Source organism: Mesorhizobium sp. M0048 (genome assembly GCF_040323405.1).
Classification (GTDB): Bacteria; Pseudomonadota; Alphaproteobacteria; order Rhizobiales; family Rhizobiaceae; genus Mesorhizobium.
Genome location: NZ_JAMYUV010000007.1, coordinates 44,670 through 63,136, shown reverse-complemented (window position 1 = coordinate 63,136; position 18,467 = coordinate 44,670). Strand labels below are relative to the sequence as shown.

At 61.8% G+C, this 18,467-nt stretch carries 16 protein-coding genes and 1 pseudogene; 7 read left to right on the top strand and 10 right to left on the bottom strand.

The genetic code is table 11. The annotated features are described in order from the left end of the window. The first annotated feature begins 2 nt into the window (after window positions 1-2). Complete coding sequence (locus NKJ84_RS09720) at window positions 3-1,337, top strand: four-carbon acid sugar kinase family protein (protein ID WP_352506273.1); 1,335 nt, start codon at window positions 3-5, stop codon at window positions 1,335-1,337. A 113-nt stretch (window positions 1,338-1,450) separates the two neighbouring features. Here the strand turns inward: NKJ84_RS09720 and NKJ84_RS09715 are convergent, their stop codons facing one another. Continuing rightward, on the bottom strand, window positions 1,451-1,954 hold the full coding sequence (locus NKJ84_RS09715) for a hypothetical protein (protein WP_352506272.1): 504 nt from the start codon (window positions 1,952-1,954) through the stop codon (window positions 1,451-1,453). A gap of 279 nt (window positions 1,955-2,233) precedes the next feature. Between NKJ84_RS09715 and NKJ84_RS09710 the strand changes: the two genes are divergently transcribed. The 3 genes from NKJ84_RS09710 (at window position 2,234) to NKJ84_RS09700 (ending at window position 6,013) form a co-directional block, all read left to right on the top strand. Next, entirely contained in the window at window positions 2,234-3,751 is a 1,518-nt protein-coding gene (locus NKJ84_RS09710) for a S10 family peptidase (RefSeq protein WP_352506271.1), read from the top strand. A gap of 280 nt (window positions 3,752-4,031) precedes the next feature. Further along, window positions 4,032-5,342 carry a sensor histidine kinase gene (locus NKJ84_RS09705; RefSeq protein ID WP_352506397.1) on the top strand — a complete coding sequence of 437 codons (1,311 nt, stop codon included), beginning with the start codon at window positions 4,032-4,034 and terminating at the stop codon, window positions 5,340-5,342. Next, window positions 5,339-6,013 carry a response regulator gene (locus NKJ84_RS09700; protein WP_352506270.1) on the top strand — a complete coding sequence of 225 codons (675 nt, stop codon included), beginning with the start codon at window positions 5,339-5,341 and terminating at the stop codon, window positions 6,011-6,013. Before NKJ84_RS09705 ends, NKJ84_RS09700 begins: the two co-directional genes overlap by 4 nt. A gap of 39 nt (window positions 6,014-6,052) precedes the next feature. Here NKJ84_RS09700 and NKJ84_RS09695 read toward each other — a convergent pair whose 3' ends face one another. Together NKJ84_RS09695 and NKJ84_RS09690 are read right to left on the bottom strand one after the other, a co-directional pair. Further along, window positions 6,053-6,517: a hypothetical protein gene (locus tag NKJ84_RS09695; RefSeq protein WP_352506269.1), complete on the bottom strand. Its 465-nt coding sequence runs from the start codon at window positions 6,515-6,517 to the stop codon at window positions 6,053-6,055. Window positions 6,518-7,365: 848 nt separating this feature from the next. Next, window positions 7,366-7,737 (bottom strand): VOC family protein, encoded by a 372-nt coding sequence (locus NKJ84_RS09690; RefSeq protein ID WP_352506268.1) that lies wholly within the window; start codon window positions 7,735-7,737, stop codon window positions 7,366-7,368. Window positions 7,738-8,418: 681 nt separating this feature from the next. Here NKJ84_RS09690 and NKJ84_RS33230 point away from each other — a divergent pair. Continuing rightward, a pseudogene (locus tag NKJ84_RS33230) lies at window positions 8,419-8,858 on the top strand (DUF2267 domain-containing protein). Window positions 8,859-8,997: 139 nt separating this feature from the next. Here the strand turns inward: NKJ84_RS33230 and NKJ84_RS09680 are convergent. Genes NKJ84_RS09680 through NKJ84_RS09650 form a run of 7 tightly spaced genes read right to left on the bottom strand, consistent with a single transcriptional unit; the run spans window position 8,998 to window position 15,886 of the window. Next, complete coding sequence (locus tag NKJ84_RS09680) at window positions 8,998-9,810, bottom strand: SDR family NAD(P)-dependent oxidoreductase (protein WP_352506266.1); 813 nt, start codon at window positions 9,808-9,810, stop codon at window positions 8,998-9,000. Continuing rightward, on the bottom strand, window positions 9,807-10,808 hold the full coding sequence (locus NKJ84_RS09675) for a sugar phosphate isomerase/epimerase family protein (RefSeq protein ID WP_352506265.1): 1,002 nt from the start codon (window positions 10,806-10,808) through the stop codon (window positions 9,807-9,809). The genes NKJ84_RS09680 and NKJ84_RS09675 overlap by 4 nt, the downstream gene beginning before the upstream one ends. Before the next feature lie 37 nt (window positions 10,809-10,845). Further along, window positions 10,846-11,619, bottom strand: a complete 774-nt coding sequence (locus NKJ84_RS09670) for an SDR family NAD(P)-dependent oxidoreductase (RefSeq protein WP_352506264.1) — start codon at window positions 11,617-11,619, stop codon at window positions 10,846-10,848. Between the two features lie 3 nt (window positions 11,620-11,622). Then, entirely contained in the window at window positions 11,623-12,720 is a 1,098-nt protein-coding gene (locus NKJ84_RS09665) for an ABC transporter ATP-binding protein (protein WP_352506263.1), read from the bottom strand. A gap of 10 nt (window positions 12,721-12,730) precedes the next feature. Next, window positions 12,731-13,633: a carbohydrate ABC transporter permease gene (locus NKJ84_RS09660; RefSeq protein ID WP_352506262.1), complete on the bottom strand. Its 903-nt coding sequence runs from the start codon at window positions 13,631-13,633 to the stop codon at window positions 12,731-12,733. Further along, window positions 13,626-14,564 (bottom strand): carbohydrate ABC transporter permease, encoded by a 939-nt coding sequence (locus tag NKJ84_RS09655; RefSeq protein WP_352466746.1) that lies wholly within the window; start codon window positions 14,562-14,564, stop codon window positions 13,626-13,628. Before NKJ84_RS09655 ends, NKJ84_RS09660 begins: the two co-directional genes overlap by 8 nt. 56 nt (window positions 14,565-14,620) lie before the next feature. Then, window positions 14,621-15,886, bottom strand: coding sequence for an ABC transporter substrate-binding protein (locus tag NKJ84_RS09650; protein ID WP_352506261.1), 1,266 nt, complete (start codon window positions 15,884-15,886; stop codon window positions 14,621-14,623). A 101-nt stretch (window positions 15,887-15,987) separates the two neighbouring features. Between NKJ84_RS09650 and NKJ84_RS09645 the strand changes: the two genes are divergently transcribed. Continuing rightward, window positions 15,988-17,226 (top strand): ROK family transcriptional regulator, encoded by a 1,239-nt coding sequence (locus NKJ84_RS09645; RefSeq protein ID WP_352506260.1) that lies wholly within the window; start codon window positions 15,988-15,990, stop codon window positions 17,224-17,226. Between the two features lie 259 nt (window positions 17,227-17,485). Continuing rightward, entirely contained in the window at window positions 17,486-18,223 is a 738-nt protein-coding gene (locus NKJ84_RS09640) for a 4'-phosphopantetheinyl transferase family protein (protein ID WP_352506259.1), read from the top strand. The last annotated feature ends 244 nt before the right edge of the window (window positions 18,224-18,467 follow it).

Below are 18,467 nucleotides of genomic sequence, written 5' to 3'. Positions count from 1 at the left end.
CCATGCAAAACCTGCTTCTGAGTTACTATGGCGACGACCTGACCGGCTCGACCGACGTTATGGAAGCGCTCGAGCTCGGCGGCGTGCCGACCGTCCTGTTCATGCGCCAGCCGGACGCGGCGTTGCTTTCGCAATTTGCGCATTGCCGCGCCCTTGGACTGGCCGGCACCAGCCGCAGCGAGACGCCGCAGTGGATGGACACGCATCTGCGAGATGCCTTCGCCTGGCTGAAGACCGTCAACGCCGAGATCTGCCACTACAAGGTCTGCTCGACCTTCGATTCCAGCCCGGCGATTGGCAGCATCGGCCGGGCGATCGAGATCGGCCGCTCGGTTTTCCGGCAAGACGGCGTGCCGCTGGTGGTCGGCGCGCCGCAGCTGAAGCGCTACACCGCCTTCGGTCATCTGTTCGCGGCCTATCGCGAAAAATATTTCCGTATCGACCGCCATCCCGTGATGAGCCGCCATCCGATCACGCCGATGGACGAATCCGACCTGCTGATCCATCTGTCGCGCCAGACAGACCTTAACTCCGGCCTGATCGACCAGGCGACGCTGCAGTCTGCGTCGCGGTCGGAAGCATTCGACCGGCTTGTGGAGGATGGCACAGGTATCGTGCTTGTCGATGTCGACAGCCTGGAAACCCAGGCGCTTGCCGGCAAGGAGATTTGGCGCGCTCACAAGCCGGGCGGTTATTTCGTCGTCGGCTCTTCGGGCATCGAATATGCCTTGCTGGTCGAATGGACATCGAACCGAATCGTGGATGCCAAACCCGCCTTTTCGCCGCCGGGCGCTGCCGACAGGATCGCCGTGGTCTCGGGGAGCTGCTCGCCGACGACGGAACGACAGATCCGGTATGCCCTGGCCGAAGGCTTCGACGGGATCGAGCTCGACCCGGTCGAACTGGTTTCTGAGGCTTCGAACGACGCTATTGCGCGCGCGGTCGCAACCGGCCGCTCCAGCCTACGGGCCGGGCGGAGCGTCATCCTCTACACCGCGCTCGGACCTGCGGCCGAGCGCGGTGCTGAAATCGATCTCAGGGAGGGCGCCCGCCATAAGCTCGGCCGCGGCCTTGGCGAGCTTCTCCGCGAACTGACGCTTCAAGAGAACCTGCCGCGCGTGGTCATCGCCGGCGGCGACACGTCGAGCCATGCACTTGGCCAGATGGGCGTCGACGCGCTGACGGTGCGAATGCCGCTGCCGGCATCGCCGGGCTCGCCGCTTTGTGTGGCGCATTCGCGCGTAAAGGCGATCGACGGGCTGGAAATTGCCCTCAAGGGCGGGCAGGTCGGAACCGACCGCTATTTCTCCGCTATTCGCGATGGGGTCGGCGGTTGAGAGCGGGGAATATCTGTTCAAATCGGTGATGCTCGATCGAGATCGGGGATAGTCATTAGCCGGCAAACCAGAAACCCCAGACGTTTAGGTCGGCGGCAATGCCACTCATCCCGCTATCTGGTACGGCCCATCGCCTTGCCTGGACGATATTGACGGGCATAGGCGACACAGGCGTCGACCGTGCTGACACAGAGCGCATCGCGGTTGTTCGGCAGGTTGTTGTCGCCGGCGTAGGCAACCTCCGCAACACGGCCGTCAACCATTCGAATTTGCGTGTTGCAATAGCCGCCGGGGGCGACGTTGACGGAACCTCCGAGCGCCGGGACCGGGCCAATGGCCACGGTCGGAACCACAATGTTGAGATTGCCGCGTTGAACGACGCGCTGATAGGTCCAGATCTGGCCGGATTTGCCGACATCGGCAGTGGCGGTCGGAAAGCCGGCGCACATTCGAACGTCCGCCTCGCTAAGGCCGACCATCTCCTTGCGGGCTGCCGCCGCCGTGGCGTCTTCCCTCGCGGTGCTCGAGGTGTCGTCGGGCATGACGCAGGAAGACAGGATGGCGGCGCCTGCCGATAGAAGGAGAAGGGCAAGCTTTCGGGTGTGGAATGATGTCATACCGACTTCGGATTGCACGGGAGCCCCGAATGCCAACCTAGGAAGTGGGCCAATCGAGTCAACCGGCAGAAAATTCACGAAGTCGTTTGGTAGGTCATTCCGCCGCGCGCATCCGCTGCAAGAGGTTGAGGCTGCCGCCGTGACCCTCGCGCCCTATCTTCCGCCTGGGCATCGGATTTCCCAAACCGACCCCTTCTTGTCAGACGTACTGGCGCACGGTGCTGTGACTTTGGTTCGGCCGACGGTGTGCTAGTTTCTGCCGATTGCTCCGGAGACGTCATGCCTATCAAGCTGCAAGAAATCGCCCTCGCTCTTCTGCTGTTGGTTGCCGGAACTGGGGTCGGTCACGCGGAGACGGCCCAGCGGCCGCCGCCCACCGGCGGGGTTCTCTCGCTCCTGCCACCGCCGCAGACTTCCGATCATTCGATCGTCATTGCCGGACGCACGCTCGATTACGAGGCCAGGGCCGGCACGCTGTCATTACCGTCCGGCAAAGGCGATATCACCGCCGAGATTTTCTATGTCGCCTATGCTCTGCACGCCGGGAAAGAAACGGGACCGGATCCGCGTCGCCCGATCACCTTCGTTTTCAATGGCGGTCCGGGAGCAGCTTCCGCCTATCTTCATTTGGGCGCGCTCGGTCCGCGGGTTCTGGCGACAGCGGCCGATGGAAGTTTCCTGCCGCCGCCGCAGAGGCTGTTCGACAACCCCAACACTTGGCTCGACATGACCGACCTGGTCTTTGTGGACCCTGTCGGAACCGGTTACAGCCGTGAAGCGCCCGGCACGGAAGCACACAGCTTCTGGGGCGTCAGCCAGGACGCCGCGTCGATAGGCGCGTTTATCCGGCTCTATCTGGCGCAGACCAGCCGTACGGCATCGCCTGTCTTCCTGGCTGGTGAAAGCTATGGCGGCTTTCGAGCAGCATTGCTCGCCAGGAAGCTTCAGGAAGACATCGGCATCAGCCCGAGTGGCGTCGTGCTGATCTCGCCGGCGCTCGAATTCACGCTGGTGCGTCCGGACGAGTTCCAGCCGCTCCACTGGGCGCTGGAACTGCCGTCGCTGGCGGCAGTGCGCCTGCACAGCGAAGGCGTTTCCGGTCCGGCCCTGCAGGAGCGGCTGGCGGAAGTCGAACGCTATGCGCTCGGCGATTATCTGGCCGCGCTGGCAGGTGGGCTGGAGCAGGGTGGACGCCTGGCGAGCCAGCGTGTCGCCGCAATCACCGGTCTGCCGCTCGATCTCGTCCAGCGGCACTTTGCACGCATTCCCATAGGGCTGTTCGCCAAGGAGTTTGCACGGGCAAAGGGCAATGTTCTCAGCGCCTATGACGGCAACATCGCAACGGCGGATTTGGCGCCGGAGAGCTTGGGAGTCGAGGGTCCCGATCCGGTGCTCGACCGAAGCGTGCCGGCGCTTACCTCCGCTTTCGTCGGCTATGTGCGTGATGAATTGAACTTCCGTACGGATATCAGCTATCGGCTGCTCAACCGCGAAGTCAGCGGCAATTGGGATTATGGAACGAGCCCGACGCGTCAGGGCTATGCGGGTGTCATGGACGACCTTCAGCAGGCGCGCACGCTGAACCCCAGCCTCGGCGTGCTGATCGTCAACGGCTATAGCGACCTGGTGACGCCGTACTTGGGCTCGCGCTACCTGCTTGGTCAAATTCCTTCGCTTGCCGGTGCAAAGCCCATTCGCAGCGAGGTGCTGGAAGGCGGGCACATGATGTATCTGAGGCCGGACGGGCGGGCGGCGCTGAAGCAGGCTGCGTCCGAGCTTTACCGAACGACGCAATGAGACGATTTGCGCAAAAAAGCGCCGGATGCGCTGTTCGCCCTCTCATCAGGCCCTAGTTCCATCGCGATTGATCGGTTACACACCTAGGATGGCGTCTTTTAGCGACGTTCGACAGCGGATTAGCCGGCTCTCCAGAATCGCGCCACTGGCGCGGCGTGCTGCCGAGCGGGCCATTCGGAATACCAGGCCGCACAGGCTGACAAGCCTCGTTGACCGCTGGAATGCGCTGTCGCTGGCCACGCAGTTCCTGCTCGCGGGTGGTCTATTCTCCCTGTCGGCCATGGTGGTGGTGGGGATTTCAGTCACGAACCACATAGAAACCGTGGTCACGCAGAATTCGGCTTCCGCTACGGCTCTTTACGTGGACAGCGTTATTGCACCGCTGCTTCCGGATATGCGCAAGAGCGAAGTCCTCGACGAGAGCGTAGCCCATGCGCTCGATGAAACGCTGGGACAAGGGGCACTCGGCACAAGGCTCGAATCCTTCAAGCTCTGGCGTCGCGACGGAACCATCCTGTATTCGACCGACAAGACATTGATCGGCAAGCGCTTTGAACCCAGCGACAATCTCCGGGCGGCATTCGCCGGCCAAATGGTTTCGGAGTTCGACAGGCTCGACGATCCGGACAGCGAGGCCGAAAGAGCCAGCGGCTTGCATCTCCTCGAGATCTACAATCCGGTGCTGCAGCCATGGTCGGGGGAAGTGGTGGCCGTTTCGGAATTCTACGAAGTCGCCACTGATTTTGAAAGAAACCTGCATCAGGCACTCATTCGAACCTGGCTGGACGTTGCCGCGGTCACAGCGGCCTTCTTTCTCGGGCTGTCGGCGATCGTGTTCCGTGGCAGCCGCACGATCAGTTCGCAGAGCCGCTCGTTGAAGCAGCGCATTGCCGAGCTTTCCGATCTGCTCGCTCAAAACAGATTTTTGAGGCTGCGGGTGCAGCGCGCTTCGCAGCGTGCCACCGCACTCAACGAACGCTATCTCAGGCGCATCGGCGCGGACTTGCACGATGGCCCCGCGCAACTGGTTGCTCTTGCGGCGCTGGGGATCGATAGCCCGGTCATTGCCGATCCTGCTACGTCGCAATCGAAGCGTGCGCAGGAATTGCGGGCCATCAAAGCACATCTGGACGATGCCATGCGCGAGATCAGGAGCATCAGCAAGGGCCTTGTCCTGCCGCATATAGAGCATGCCGAACTGGGTGAAATTCTCCAGATTGCCGTACAGGCGCACGAAGAACGAACCGGCGTCAAAGTGAGACTATCGATGACCGGCGGCCATACACCGCTGTCGCCGGCGGCCAGGATCTGTATCTTCCGCTTCGTCCAGGAGACGCTGAACAATGGATTCCGTCATGCCGGAGGTGAAGGTCAGTCGGTCGAGAAACATTTCGACGGCGAACGCGTTTGTATCGAAGTGTCCGACGCCGGCCCCGGCTTTGATCCACAAATCGTGCGTCCCGAGGGGCTGGGGCTCGTTGGGCTGCGCGAGCGGGTGGAAAGCCTCGGGGGCCAGTTTACCGTGACGTCCTCACAAAGTGGCACGATCGTGAAAATGGCTCTCAACATCGTTGAAATGGGGCAGACATGACAGCAGCCATCAGGCTCGCCATCGTTGACGACCACCCGCTGTTCAGGGAAGGCGTTGTGCGCACGCTCGATCAGATCGGCGGGTTCGAGATCGTCGGCGAAGGAAGCAGCAGGGATGATGCCTTGCGGATAGTCGAAGACCGGCGGCCCGACATTCTGCTGATGGACATCTCGGTGCCTGGGGGTGGTCTTGCCGTGATCGAACCGGCCCTGGAACGGCATTCGGCACTGAAAATCGTGATGCTGACCGTTTCGGAAGAAAACCAGCATGTGATGGCCGCGTTGCAGAGCGGGGCGAGAGGCTATGTTCTGAAAGGGGTCGGGTCGAGGACGTTGGCTGCGATCCTGCGCACGGTAGCCTCGGGCGAACGATATGTTTGTCCACAATTGTCGGCGCGCCTGCTGGCCGATCTGTCGGCTCAATCAAAAGAGCCAGCGAAAGTTGACGGACTTGCCGAACTCACCAGCCGCGAAAGGGAGATCCTGACGCTGGTTGCCGCGGGCCTGAGCAACAAACGGATCGGGCTTCGGCTGAACCTGCATGAGAAAACGATAAAGCACCACATGACGCGAATCCTGGCCAAGCTCAACGTCAGCAACAGGACCGAAGCCGCAATGACTTTACGCGATGCGACTGAGCGCCGGCATTCGCCTGTTCGCGATCATGCTTGAGCCGAAACAGCCTCACGGGGCGGCTGTGTGATCTGGCCGTCAGTTGATCATTTCAAGCAACCTGTCCCGATCGGAACGCGTCGCCAGGCGCCGAATGATGGTACGGCCCTTGGCATCGCGCATTTCATATTGGCCGCTATCAACGCGCTCGCTGAGGCCGTTCGAATGCACCACGCCAATGCTCGGCCCACTCACCTCGATCCGGTCTCCCGTGGTTGCATTGATAAAGAGTTTTGGCCTGCTGCCCGGGGTTACCGCGGCGGCGGGATCAGGGAGATTGTCGTCCTGCGACTTTGCTTTGCCCTTGCCGGCTCCGGCATTCGAGTTTGAATTGCCGGAGTTTCCACCCGGATTGCCGGAATTGCCGCCCCCATTCCCATTTCCGTTCCCGCCATTGCCGTTGCCGTTCCCGCCGCCTTTGGCCCAGGCAGCCAGCGGGCCGAGCGGCTGCGATAGTCCGTCGAACACGACGCGATAGGGGCTCACGACGAGAACGAAGGTCAAAACGACTACAGAAATGCCGACATGACGTCCTCGCGAAGATCCGGCCCTTCGTCTCCGGGTCGTCATCAATGAACTTGCCAGTCGCATGGCGGAAATCCCCTTAATCATACGGACCTTTCGTGCTGCCTCCTGTTCGAATTCGTGCGAATGCTTAAAACAATGGTTTGTATCGGTAAGGTCAAGACCCACCAGTCCCACGAGGGTAACTGGTGGGTCTCGCTGGCGCAGGAAGGGACTATTTACTGCGCAAGTCTTTTGCCTTCGCTTCGTTGCGTCTCTCGGCGGGGGCGCCGAGTTCTCACCGTCAGCCAACAATAAATCCAATGGCTGCGATCCCGAAACACAGGCCAAATAACGGAAAAAGCAGCCAACGCGCCTGGTGAACGCTCGAATCCATAGCGGCCTCCTGTAACAGTCGGCATCGCAACGGGGCTCTTCTGAACTCGGTTCCTGAAACTCTCGCGTTTCGGGCTTTTGCGATAGCAGCCTCGGACCAAAGTTCGGCTGTGCAGGCCCTTGGTCGACAGGCCTACAGACTGAAGTCCCTATGCAAGGAGCCGCCTGCATTCGGCGACCTTTGTGTCCACCAGGCGGCGCGATCCACCGGTCCCTTCGAATGCTTTACCTTCCTGGCTCTATGGCGAAGCGACATTGGTCCACTGCATGTCATTGAAACGTCACCAGTAGAGACCCATATGCGGATTGCGTCGGATGTCTCCTCCCATTGCGTCCGGCGCGTTCCCCTCTGGAGGTTACAGACCTTCACGCTTGGCCGGGCTCAACAGTCCGGCCTTTTCTTTTGGTCATCGCTGTCTGGGTCGAGCATCGTTCTGCCGCAGCGCGCCGCCTCAGCTGCGAGGTGGAATTTGCTGGACAGACCATGTGTTGCCGTCGGGATCCTCAAAGAAGACAAATCTGCCCCAGGGAAAATCCTTGATATCGCTGACCTCGATGCCTTGGGCGGCCAGGTGCCGGTGTGCCTCATCGATGTCGGGCACAACCAGCTGCAGACCCCGTATGGATCCCGGGGTGCTGTCGACGATGCCTTTGCCCATGGCAATCGAACAGGCCGAACCGGGCGGCGTCAATTGCACGAAACGTATCTCGTCGCTTACCGTGTGATCATGATCGAGGTGAAAGCCGACCTTCCCAACATAAAAGGCGATGGCATTGTCGACGTCCGATACGGGGACCGGGACCAGTTCCAGCTTCCAATCCATGACAACCCTTTCGCAGCTTTCGCCAAGTGGTGCCGAACACCGTGGGCGACATCCCGCCATCTTCCCAATGCCATTGTCGGCGCGGGCCGCTCAATCGGTCAAGAGATATCCGGCAAAAGCCGGGTTCGGGCAACGTGAGGACTGGTCTCATTGCTGACGGCGTTCGGAACCGATAAGCGCAAGCTCAGTGTGAGCGAAGGCGTTCTCGTGCTTTCCGCCACGCCCGAACCGGGCAGGGTGGCCGGTTCGGCCGAGTTTGCCGCGCGCTATGCAGCGCGCTTCGGACCGATCGGCAATTATGCCGTGAACGCCCACGATTCGGCCTGTCTTCTTCTTGCCGCGATCAAAGACGCCAGCACTGTATCCAAGGGACATCCGAGCCGGTGCAACGTTCTAGCGGCAGTGCGCGATATCCGTTTCAAGGGAATCGCCTATCGCGAGACCGTACGGTGGAATGAAAGGCGACAATCTGGCCGCGGTGACTGCACTCAATGTGGTGGCAAACGGCCACTTCCGACAGATCGCCGAAATCCGGCAGATGCAGAGTGTCGAGCAGACCAACCTCCGACAGGCTCTCCGACCGAACCGCTTTCCGCCGCTTTGCCAGGCGATTTTCACAGGACCGCGAAACAATTATCTCCGGTCGCCGTTTCGCCCGCAGAACCTTTCGAGGAGGCGACGATGAGCGCGACCGGCTTGGACGTTTTTGACAAAACGCTGCAGATAACAAACATCTGGCTAGACGAGATCATGGTGGATCTTGGTCCGGATCGACACGTCGCCTGGCATACGTTGGGCGCCGTTCTGCGAACCCTTCGGCACAGGCTGCAGGTCGGACTGGCAGCCAAATTGGGAGCGGAACTGCCGCTGCTCGTGCGGGGCGCCTACTATGATCGCTATCGGCCCGCCGACATGCCCGACAAGACACGCTCGCTCGAGGAGTTCCTGCAACACATCGCCGATGAATTGAAATCGACCCGTGCTGTCGATCCCGAGGATGCGGCACGCTCGGTGCTGCGTGTGCTTGCACGGCATATCGACCTTGGCCAGTCGGCAAAGGTGCGGGATGCGCTGCCAAAGGAATCCAGGTCCTCTGGCCTGAAAGCGTGGGCGTCAAATAGCGGCGATCCTGCTCGTGCGGACGCGCGACGGACCGAAGCTTCGAACGTAAGCGCGGGTGGGTCTGGTCGACCCCGGTGACGCTATGTGCCGCGCTCGATGGCAAGGCTTAGCTGGGCAGCCGATGTGGGCTGTCGCGGCCTAACCTGGAAAGATCGTGAAACCGCCATCGACGCGGATTACCTGCCCGTTGATAAAGCGCGCGCGCGGACCGGCGAGGAAGGCCACCGCTTCGGCGATCTCTTCAGGCTCCGCATACCGGTTCAGCGATTTCTTGCTTGAGTCCATACGCTGCGGATCGACCACGCGGCTCGCCTGGAAGCGTGCCGTTTTGGTGGCGCCAGGGCTCACCGCATTGACGCGCACGCCATCGTCGATCAATTCCTTGGCGAGGCAGCGCGTATAATGGACGACAGCCGCCTTGAGCGTCGAGTAGACCACCTCGGGCGAGCATCCGATATGCGCTGCCGCCGAGGCGATGTTGATCACCGAGCCCGAGCCGCGCTTGACCATGGGCGGAACAAAGGCCTGGCAGACCAGCATCGTGCCTATGAGGTTGTTCTCGGTCAGAACCTTGATGTCTTCGTAGTCGATATCGAGTGCGTTGTTGGGATTGGGCTTTACGCCCTTGGCGCCGATGTCGCCGCCGGCGCAGTTGACCAGAATGTGCACGTCGCCGAGATCGGCCTCGATCTTCCTCTTCATCTCGGCGACAGCTTGTTTGTCGCCTATATTGCCGGTGACCGCGGTCACCCGCGTCCCATGCTTCTCCAAGCCCCGGGCAGAGTCGCCGAGATCCGCGAATTCGCCATATTGAGATGGCCGGGTCCAATCGAGGTCGTGGACCGCGACGTTTGCGCCAAGTCCGGCCAAGCGGTCGGCCATCACGCGGCCGAGGCCGCGTCCCGAGCCGGTGACGAAGGCAGTCAGGCCGCTGAGTTCTCGAGCAGTCATGCTGATTTCTCCATTGCAATGAAATCGAACTTCTTCATGTTGGCGGCGCTGCGCCGGATCATGTCGAGCTCGTACGAAACGAGCGCGCCGTCATCGTCCCGTTCCCATGGCGTGCGGTAGTCGGCGTCGTCCGCAAGGCGGTTCACGCGCGCAGCACTCAGGCACGCGGCGAACTCGCGGGCGGTCTTCGGCGCATATCCGTTCCACCAGTCGTCGGTGAGCCAGCGAACGTGACGGGCCTCCAGCGCGCCTGGCTCAAGCACCGCCGTCAGCGTGTCGTGGTGCTCGCCAAGGATGGCTGCCAGTTCGGCGAATGGCACGGCGCCGTCGCCGATCGCGCAGCGGACCAGACGGTAGCCCTCATCCGTGAACTGAATGCGATAATCCTTGAGGTGAACATGGCGGACATGGGGCGCGATCCGGCGCGTGAAGGCAAGCGGCGCCTCGCCGACAGGAAAGGTGTTGCCGGTGTCGTAGGTGATGCCGACACCCGGCCCGCCGAGTTCGCAGAACGCAACCAGTTCGTCGCTGCCGAAGTCCTGATGGTTCTCGATGCCGAGCATCCAGCCCTCGGCCGCCGCACGCGGTCCCCATTCCGTCAAGGCAGCGCGAATCGTGGCGTTGAACTCACTCCATTTCGGTCCCCACGCATTGCGGTCGCCGCACAGGACAGGCGTCAGTGCGATACGGATCGTCGTCGCCTCGAGCAGCCGCGCAGCCCGAAAGGCGTTGTCCAGCGGACCTGCCACCAGCAGTCCGCCGCTCACCACCGGGACGATGTCCAGCGCGGCAAGACGCCTGCGCAGGGCGACGATTTCGGCGTCAGTCAAGTCGGTCAACCAGGGTTCGTAGATCTCGAGCGTGCGTGCGCCTAGTTCCTGCGCCAGCGTAATGAAGCCTTCCAGCCCCACGCCGTCCGGATTGTGCCGTGGCGTGCCGCGGCCCTGCAGTCCGAGATGATAGGTCAGTCCGTAGGGGTTGAGGCCGAGACGAAGCATCAGCTTGGCGGTTCCAATGGAGAGCGGAGAAGCGTCACTAGCGCAGACCAGCATCGACGGTAATGGACTGTTTGGTGATCATGCGGCTGTCGTCGGCTGCCAGGAAGAGCACTGTGCGTGCAATCTCCTCGCCCAGCAGGACGCGGCGGATCAATTGCCGCTGCACCGTCTGGTCGACTGCCTCCTGCGTCTTGAACCACAGCTCGCGCTGCCGCTCGGTCATGACGGCGCCGGGTTCGACCGCATTGACGCGGATGTTATCCGGTCCGAACGAGCGCGCCAAAGCACGCGTCAGCGCCACCACAGCCCCCTTGGCGGTGGCATAGGCCACCATCTGGTCCGCTCCGAAACGCCAGGCGATGGAAGAGAAGTTTATGATCGAGCCGAAGCCGAGTTCCTTCATATGCGGATGCACAGCCTGCGCGGCGAAGAAGTGATGCCTCAGATTGACGTCGAAGCTGCGGTCCCAATAGTCGGCCGTTACCGCGTCGATGGGATGGCGTTGATCATTGGCGGCGTTATTCACCAGGGCGGCGACCGGACCAAGCCGCGCGCGCACGCCTTCTACCGACGCCTTTAGCGCATCGACGTCGGTCACATCGCAATGGAGATATAAGGGAGCCTGCCCGGCGGCACCAGCGAGCTCGCTCACCAACGCCTCCGCTGGCTCGTCTTGCACGTCGAGAAAGGCTACCCGGGCGCCATTCGAGGCGAAGGCACGGACCATATCGGCGCCGATGCCGGAGGCGCCGCCGGAGATCAGCACGACCCGATCGGTCAAGCTCGGATAAGTCGCGAATTGTACGGACATCGATTACAGAAGCGCCTTGGTTGTTGGATCGAACAGACAGGCGCGCGACATATCGATGCCCAGCGTTATCGTCTCGCCCATGACTGGAGCGTCGTCCGGCTCGAAACGGCCGGTGATCTCCAGGTCACCCAGCCTGAGCACGGCAAGCGTCTCGGCCCCGGTCGGCTCGACCAGTTCGACCGGCGCCTGCATGGACGCCACAGCAGGTTTGCGCGACTTCAGATCGGTCGTGAAACGGTAGATGTGTTCCGGCCGGATACCGAGCACGACGTCCTTTGGCGCACCGGCGGACATCGGCGCGGCAAGGGCAAGGCTGGCATCGCTGCCGTCAGCGGCGCGTACCGAGATGCTGGTCGAGCCGGTAAGCCGGGCGGGGATGAAATTCATCGCCGGCGATCCCATGAAACCGGCAACGAACATGTTGGTCGGCCGGTCGTAGATCCGCTTCGGCGTGTCGAACTGCTGGACCGAGCCCTGGTTCATCACCGCAATGCGGGATGCAAGCGTCATCGCCTCGACCTGATCATGGGTGACGTACACCGTGGTCTTGCCAACGCGATGGTGAAGCTTCTTGATTTCGGTACGCATATCGACGCGCAGCTTGGCGTCCAGGTTGGACAGGGGCTCGTCGAACAGAAACAGCTTTGGGTCGCGTACGAGGGCGCGCCCCATCGCGACGCGCTGCCGCTGCCCGCCCGAGAGCTGGCCGGGCTTGCGTTTAAGCAACTGTTCGATCTGCAGGAGCGCGGCAACCCGTTGGACAGCTTCCGCCTGCGCCGCTTTTGGCACGCCGCGGCTTTCCATGCCGAAGGTGATGTTCTGGCGCACTGTCATGGTGGGATAGAGGGCGTATGACTGGAACACCATCGCAATGTCGCGGTCCTTGGGTTGCACGGAGTTCACCAGCCGGTCGCCGATCCATATCTCGCCCGACGTGACGGTTTCGAGGCCGGCGATCATGGCGAGCAAGGTTGACTTGCCGCAACCCGACGGGCCGACAAGGGCGACGAATTCTCCGGTCTTAGCCTCGAGATTGATGCCGGCAAGAATCTCGAGCGAGCCGTAGCTCTTGTGAAGGTTGCGGATCATCAACGCGGACATGGGCGACGCCTCATCTGATGGCGCCCTGGGTGAGGCCGCGCACGAAGTATTTTCCACCGAACAGATAGATCAGCAGCGGTGGCAACGCGCCGATCAGCACGGCTGCGCTCATCACATCGTAAGCACGCGCGGTCGTGCCGCCGGCCGTGAGCGCGACCAGTGCCGCGGTAATGGGCTGCTGCTGGCCTGATGTGAAGACGACGCCGAACAAATACTCGTTCCAGATGCCGGTGAACTGCCAGATGACGGTGACAATCAGAATGGGCGGCGACAGGGGCAGGATGATCTTGCGGAAGATCCGCCAGAAGCCGGCGCCGTCGATGCGTGCCGCCTTGATCAGGTCGTCCGGTATGCTGACGTAGAAATTGCGGCAGAACAGGGTGGTGAACGAGATGCCCTGGACGACGTGGATAAGCACCAGCCCATATGTCGAATTGGTCAGGCCGAGCTTGCCGAGCAGGAACGCCCACGGCATCAGCGAAATCTGGCCGGGCATGAATACGCCAAGCAGCATCAGATTGAAGATCAGTTCGGAACCCCTGAAGCGCCATTTGGAGAGGATGTAGCCGTTCATGGCGCCGAGAATGGTCGAGATGATGGTGGCGGGGATCGTCATCGCCAGCGAGTTGAAGAAATTGCGCTTCATGCCCTCGCAGGTACCGCTGACGCAGTAGGATCCCCAGGCCTGCGCCCACGCATCGAACCGGAAGCTGCGCGGTACGGAGATGAGGCCGTTGCGGGCAATCTCCGACTGCTCGCGCAATGAGTTGAAGATCACCACCAGCAATGGCACAAGATAGACGACCGCGAAAAGCGTCAGCACGGCATAGACAAGGAAGCGGCTCCAGAAATGCCGGCGCGTGGCAGCGGCTTCCTCCGGATCAAAACGGGCATTAGGGGCAACTTCAGCCATTGCGGCCCTCCGCCCGCCGGCGCCAGACGATCCACAAGGAGTACGGCACCAGCACTACCGCGACCGCCGCGAGCATCATCATCGCCGCGGCGGCACCCTCGCCGATTTGGCCGCGCTGGAACATCAGGTCGTAGACATAGATGGCGGGGAAGGTCGTGGACACGCCTGGCCCGCCCCGCGTCAGCGCCGCCACCAGGTCGAAGGTCTTGATGGCGAATTGTATCTGAATGACCGCCACCGCCAGGAATATCGGAGCGATGGTTGGCAGGATGACCCTCCGATAGGTCCGGAAAACCGACGCGCCGTCGATTTGCGCGGCTTTGACGAGATCCGGATCGACCGACCGCAGACCAGCCAGGAAAAGTGCCATTGCGAAGCCGGACGACTGCCAGATACCGGTTATGATCACCGCATAGATCGCGGTGTTGCGGTTGGCCGTCAGGGCGAAGCTGAAGTCGGTCCAGCCAAGCCCTCGAACGAAGGCCTGGATACCGTCGACAGGGTTATACAGCCAGCTCCACACCGTACCGGTGACGATGAAGGACACCGCCAACGGGTACAGAAAGATGGTGCGCCAAACCGCCTCGCCGCGGACGCGCTGGTCGATCGCGATCGCGAGCAGCAGGCCAACCGCCATCGAGCCTACGATATAGAAGCCGCTGAACAGGAAGAGATTCGTATAGGCGATGTTCCAGCGCCGGTTTGCCCAAAGCGAAGCGTAGTTGTCCAGGCCAACGAACCCATAGGTCGGCAACAGCGACGAATTGGACAGGGAGATGTAGAGCGTCCAGAGTGTGAAGACGAAAACATAGATGAAACTCGCCGCTATCGATGGCGCCAGCACCAGAATGGGCACCATCGTGCCCAGGCGCTCGCGCCACGGACGGGCCGCGGCAGCTGCGGCTGGTACAATCAGATCATGGGTGGACATCGGGCTGCTCCGGCGAGGTCTGGCCAGGCGCTTCGCCCCGGCCATCATCGGCAGCGTCACTCCTGCGCTTCGGCCGCATCCGCCATCGCATTGGCCGCGTCCTGCGCACTCATATCCGGCGTTGCTACAAACTCCGTGATGCTATCCATTATTGCGCCGCGGACCTTTTGCGGAACCGTCATGTTGTGCGCCATTGAACGCACGAGCGTGCCGGCGGCGATCGAGGCTTGCAGATCCTTTTGCGAGAGTTGCTGGCAGGGATTGAAGCCGTTCGAAAGATCGACGTCGAGGCGGGCCGGGATGGACCCTTTGGTCTGATTGAAAATGGTCTGAAATTCGGGCGACAGGATGATGCTGGCAAGCAGCTTCTGTCCCTCGATGTAGTCCGGGTCCTTTTGCTTGAAGAACACGACCGAGTCCGAATTCAAGATGAAGCCGGGCTTGCCCCAATCGGTCGGCGCCTGTGCGCAGACATAGTCGGTGCCCTCCTTGAAGCCGCCGGCCGTCAGCAGGCCGATCGTCCAGTCGCCCATGATGTGGAAGGCGGCCTCGCCGCGGCCGACGAGATGCGACATGGTATCCCAGTCACGCCCGTTCATGCCGGGGTCCATGTACTTCGAGGTCATGGTGCGAAACTGCTCGAAGGCCTTGACCATGCCGTCGCTACGCATGGCATCGACGTCGCCCTCGACGAAAGCTTTCCTGTAGAGATCGAGGTCCTGACCGTACACGACCACTTCGAAGACCGTCGAGTCGGTCCAGTCGGCGGTCGAGTGCGAAATGCAGATCTTGCCGCTGGCCACGATCTTGTCGCAGGCGGCGTTGAATTCCGCCCATGTCTTCGGCATCTCGGTGACGCCCGCGTCCTTCATGACCTTCGGCGATGCCCACAGCCAGTTGATGCGGTGGATGTTCATCGGCGCTGCCACCCAATTCCCGGTCGGCTTCATCACCGGCAGCAATTCGGGAGCGACGACCTTCTCCCAATTTTCCGCCTTCGCCAGGTCGTCGAGATTGGCTGTCATGCCCGTCTCGTTCCATTCGGCGATCTCGGGGCCTTTGAGTTGCACAGCGGGAGGTGCGTTGCCGGCGATCACATCGGCACGCAGTTTGGCCAGGGTATTGGCCGTATGGCCTGCGATGGAGGTCTGCTGCCAGGTGCCACCCTTGGCGGTAAACATCTCGCCGAGCTTGGCGATAGCCTGGGCGTCCGATCCGGTGGCCCATTGATGCAAGAGGTTGGTCTTCGGCTCCGCGAGCGCTGTTCCGGTAATCAAGGTGAAGGCGGTAGCGGCCGCAAAGGCCGTCCTCAGGTATTTCATCGTTTCACTCCCATATGTGATGCACGGTTCGTTTCGACCGCTTGTGGCCTGCGATTTGAGGTCGTGGCCGGCGAGATGCAGTAATCTCCGTTCTTTCCAAGATGACATATTTGAGCTATCAGTCAACATGCTTTGTGCTCATCATGAACAAACCTTCGCTTAGAAATTGGCTGATCGACAGGCCGTCCGCGTCGCCGGAGAGCCTGATCGTCCGATGCTTGCGCGAGCGCGGCGTGCTTTCCGCGTCGCAAATTACCCGCATTACCGGTTTGGCGCGGTCGACGGTTTCAACCGCGCTCAACGGCTTGAGAAAGTCAGGGATGGTGATCGAATCCTCGGCCCATCGTGACGCGGCCAGGGGCATTGGCAGGCCGGCCACGGCATTGACGCTCAATCCCGCTGCGGGCACCTGCGTCGGCATCCACCTGGGCCTCGACGAGATGCGGTGCGTCGTCGCCGACGTCTCGCATTCTTTCGTTGCCGAACAAACTATCCCCATGGGTCTGGACTACCAGCCGCAACAGGCGGCCCAGCTCGCCAAGTCAGTAATTGCCCGATGCTACGAAGAGAACGGTCTGCCGATGGCGGGGCTCCTGGGGGTTGGGGTCTCCGTCTCGGGCCCAGTCAGCCGCGAAGGAGTGGTGCTGCGCGCGAGTATTGTTCCGACCTGGGCCGGGGTCAACATCCGCGATGTGTTCGGGCCGGTCCTCGAACAGCCGATCTTCGCCGACAATGAGAGCAACTGCTCGGCCATTGCCGAGCTGATGTGGGGTGCGGCCGTCGGCCACGACGATTTCGTGCTGTTCAAGGTCGATCTGGGCGTCGGCGGGGCCATTGTCCAGCACGGCCGGCTGGTGAGCGGCATCGCCGGCGGCGCCGGCGAATTCGGGCACATCAGCATCGATCCCGGCGGCGACCTTTGCCGGTGCGGCAATCGCGGATGCCTGGAGCTCTATGCCAGCTTTGCCCGGCCGCTCGAGCAGATTTCGCGCATCGTGCGGCGGCCGGTCACGATGGACGATGTGATCATGATGGCCGAGCAGGGCGACGTGAGGGCGCTGCGGATGATCGAGGACACCGCAGAGTTCGCCGGCCGTGGCCTTGGCCTGATCGGTTCGGTGCTCAATCCGCCGCTCATCATAATCGGCGGCCGCATGGCCTTGGCGGGCGACATTCTCCTGGCGCCACTGATCGCGTCATATGAACGCCATACGCTCATCAAGTCCCGCGATGTGGCGCCTGCGCTGCGCACGCGGATAATCGTTGGCAAGCACACGGAGAACGACGCACTGCTCGGCGCGGTCGGCCTCGTGCTGCGCCACAACAGCCGGCTTCAATGACCTGACTCCGCTTCGGGTGGTACTCTGAGGCTCGTTGTTCCAAATCGGTGCGCACCCGCATCGCAGCCAAGTCCCTCCGGCCTTTGGACTGGTTCACTCTGGCGCGTTAGAGCGTGGCCGATGATGAGCGTGCCGAGAGGTGTCACAAGAATCGCGTAGGTTTATGGTGTTAACGGGCAAAGCTTGGGGAGCAGTCGTCAATGCCGTATTGCTGCAGCAGGCCGAGCCCTACCTCTCGCCCGGCCGGGAAAACTGTAAGATGAAGCAAAGCGGAGTTGTCTTGCCGCACGGCGGTGGGCGGGTGGTGCCGGCTCTCGGGATCGACGTCCATGTGTGGCGGGTTGCTCTCGATGCTCCCCTTTCGCAGTCGGACATGGCCGTGCTCAATCCAGCCGAATTGACCAGGGGCGGACGGTTTGTTTTCGAGCAGGATCAGCGGCGCCATCTGGCAGCTCATGCCGGCTTACGCCGGGTGCTGTCCATGTACACCGGCCGAGCGCCGGGAGAACTCGATCTGCGGGAGACCCCACAGGGAAAGCCGTTCCTTGCGGACGGGCGCCTCGCCTTCAACCTTTCGCATTCGGGGGATCTTGCCCTTGTGGCCGTGGCTGCCGCCGGGCAAGTCGGCGTCGATGTCGAGCGCGTCGCCCCGCGGAGCGGCGAGATGTCCATGGCCCGTTCTCTGTTCGCGCCCGGCGAGATCGCACAACTTGAGTCACTGGCGCCAGAGGCCCGCCGCCTCATGTTCTGCCGGCTTTGGACTTGTCGCGAAGCCGTGCTCAAGGCTGCCGGCGTCGGCCTCTCCGGGGTGGGACTCGAGATTGGGATGGACGGGAGCGGCGAGGCCTATATCCTCTCGCCGCCACTGGAATTGGTTGAACCCCTCAGGCTCATTGAGTTCCGCCCAAGCGCGCACCACGTGGCCGCCGTCGCCTGGAGTGCACGCAGTCCTCAGGTCGTCGCACGCCGCTTCGATTTCGACTTGGGATTGCGTTGACGCTCCGGAACGGGCCTCGGGGACGCCTGTTTTTGGCGACGAGGATCGAGCGGACGGGTTTCTCTTCAAAAGCAGCCACATCGGCCTAAAAACTAATCAAATTGGCCTAAAAAGTAATCAAATCGGCTTAAAAGACACATTTTGCGATAAAAATGCTAACCTGGCGAGTTTTGCTCTTGGAGCTTCCGTTAGGACATGCACTTAAATACGCCGTGACTGTAAGTGCGCCGTGGGTTGGGCAACC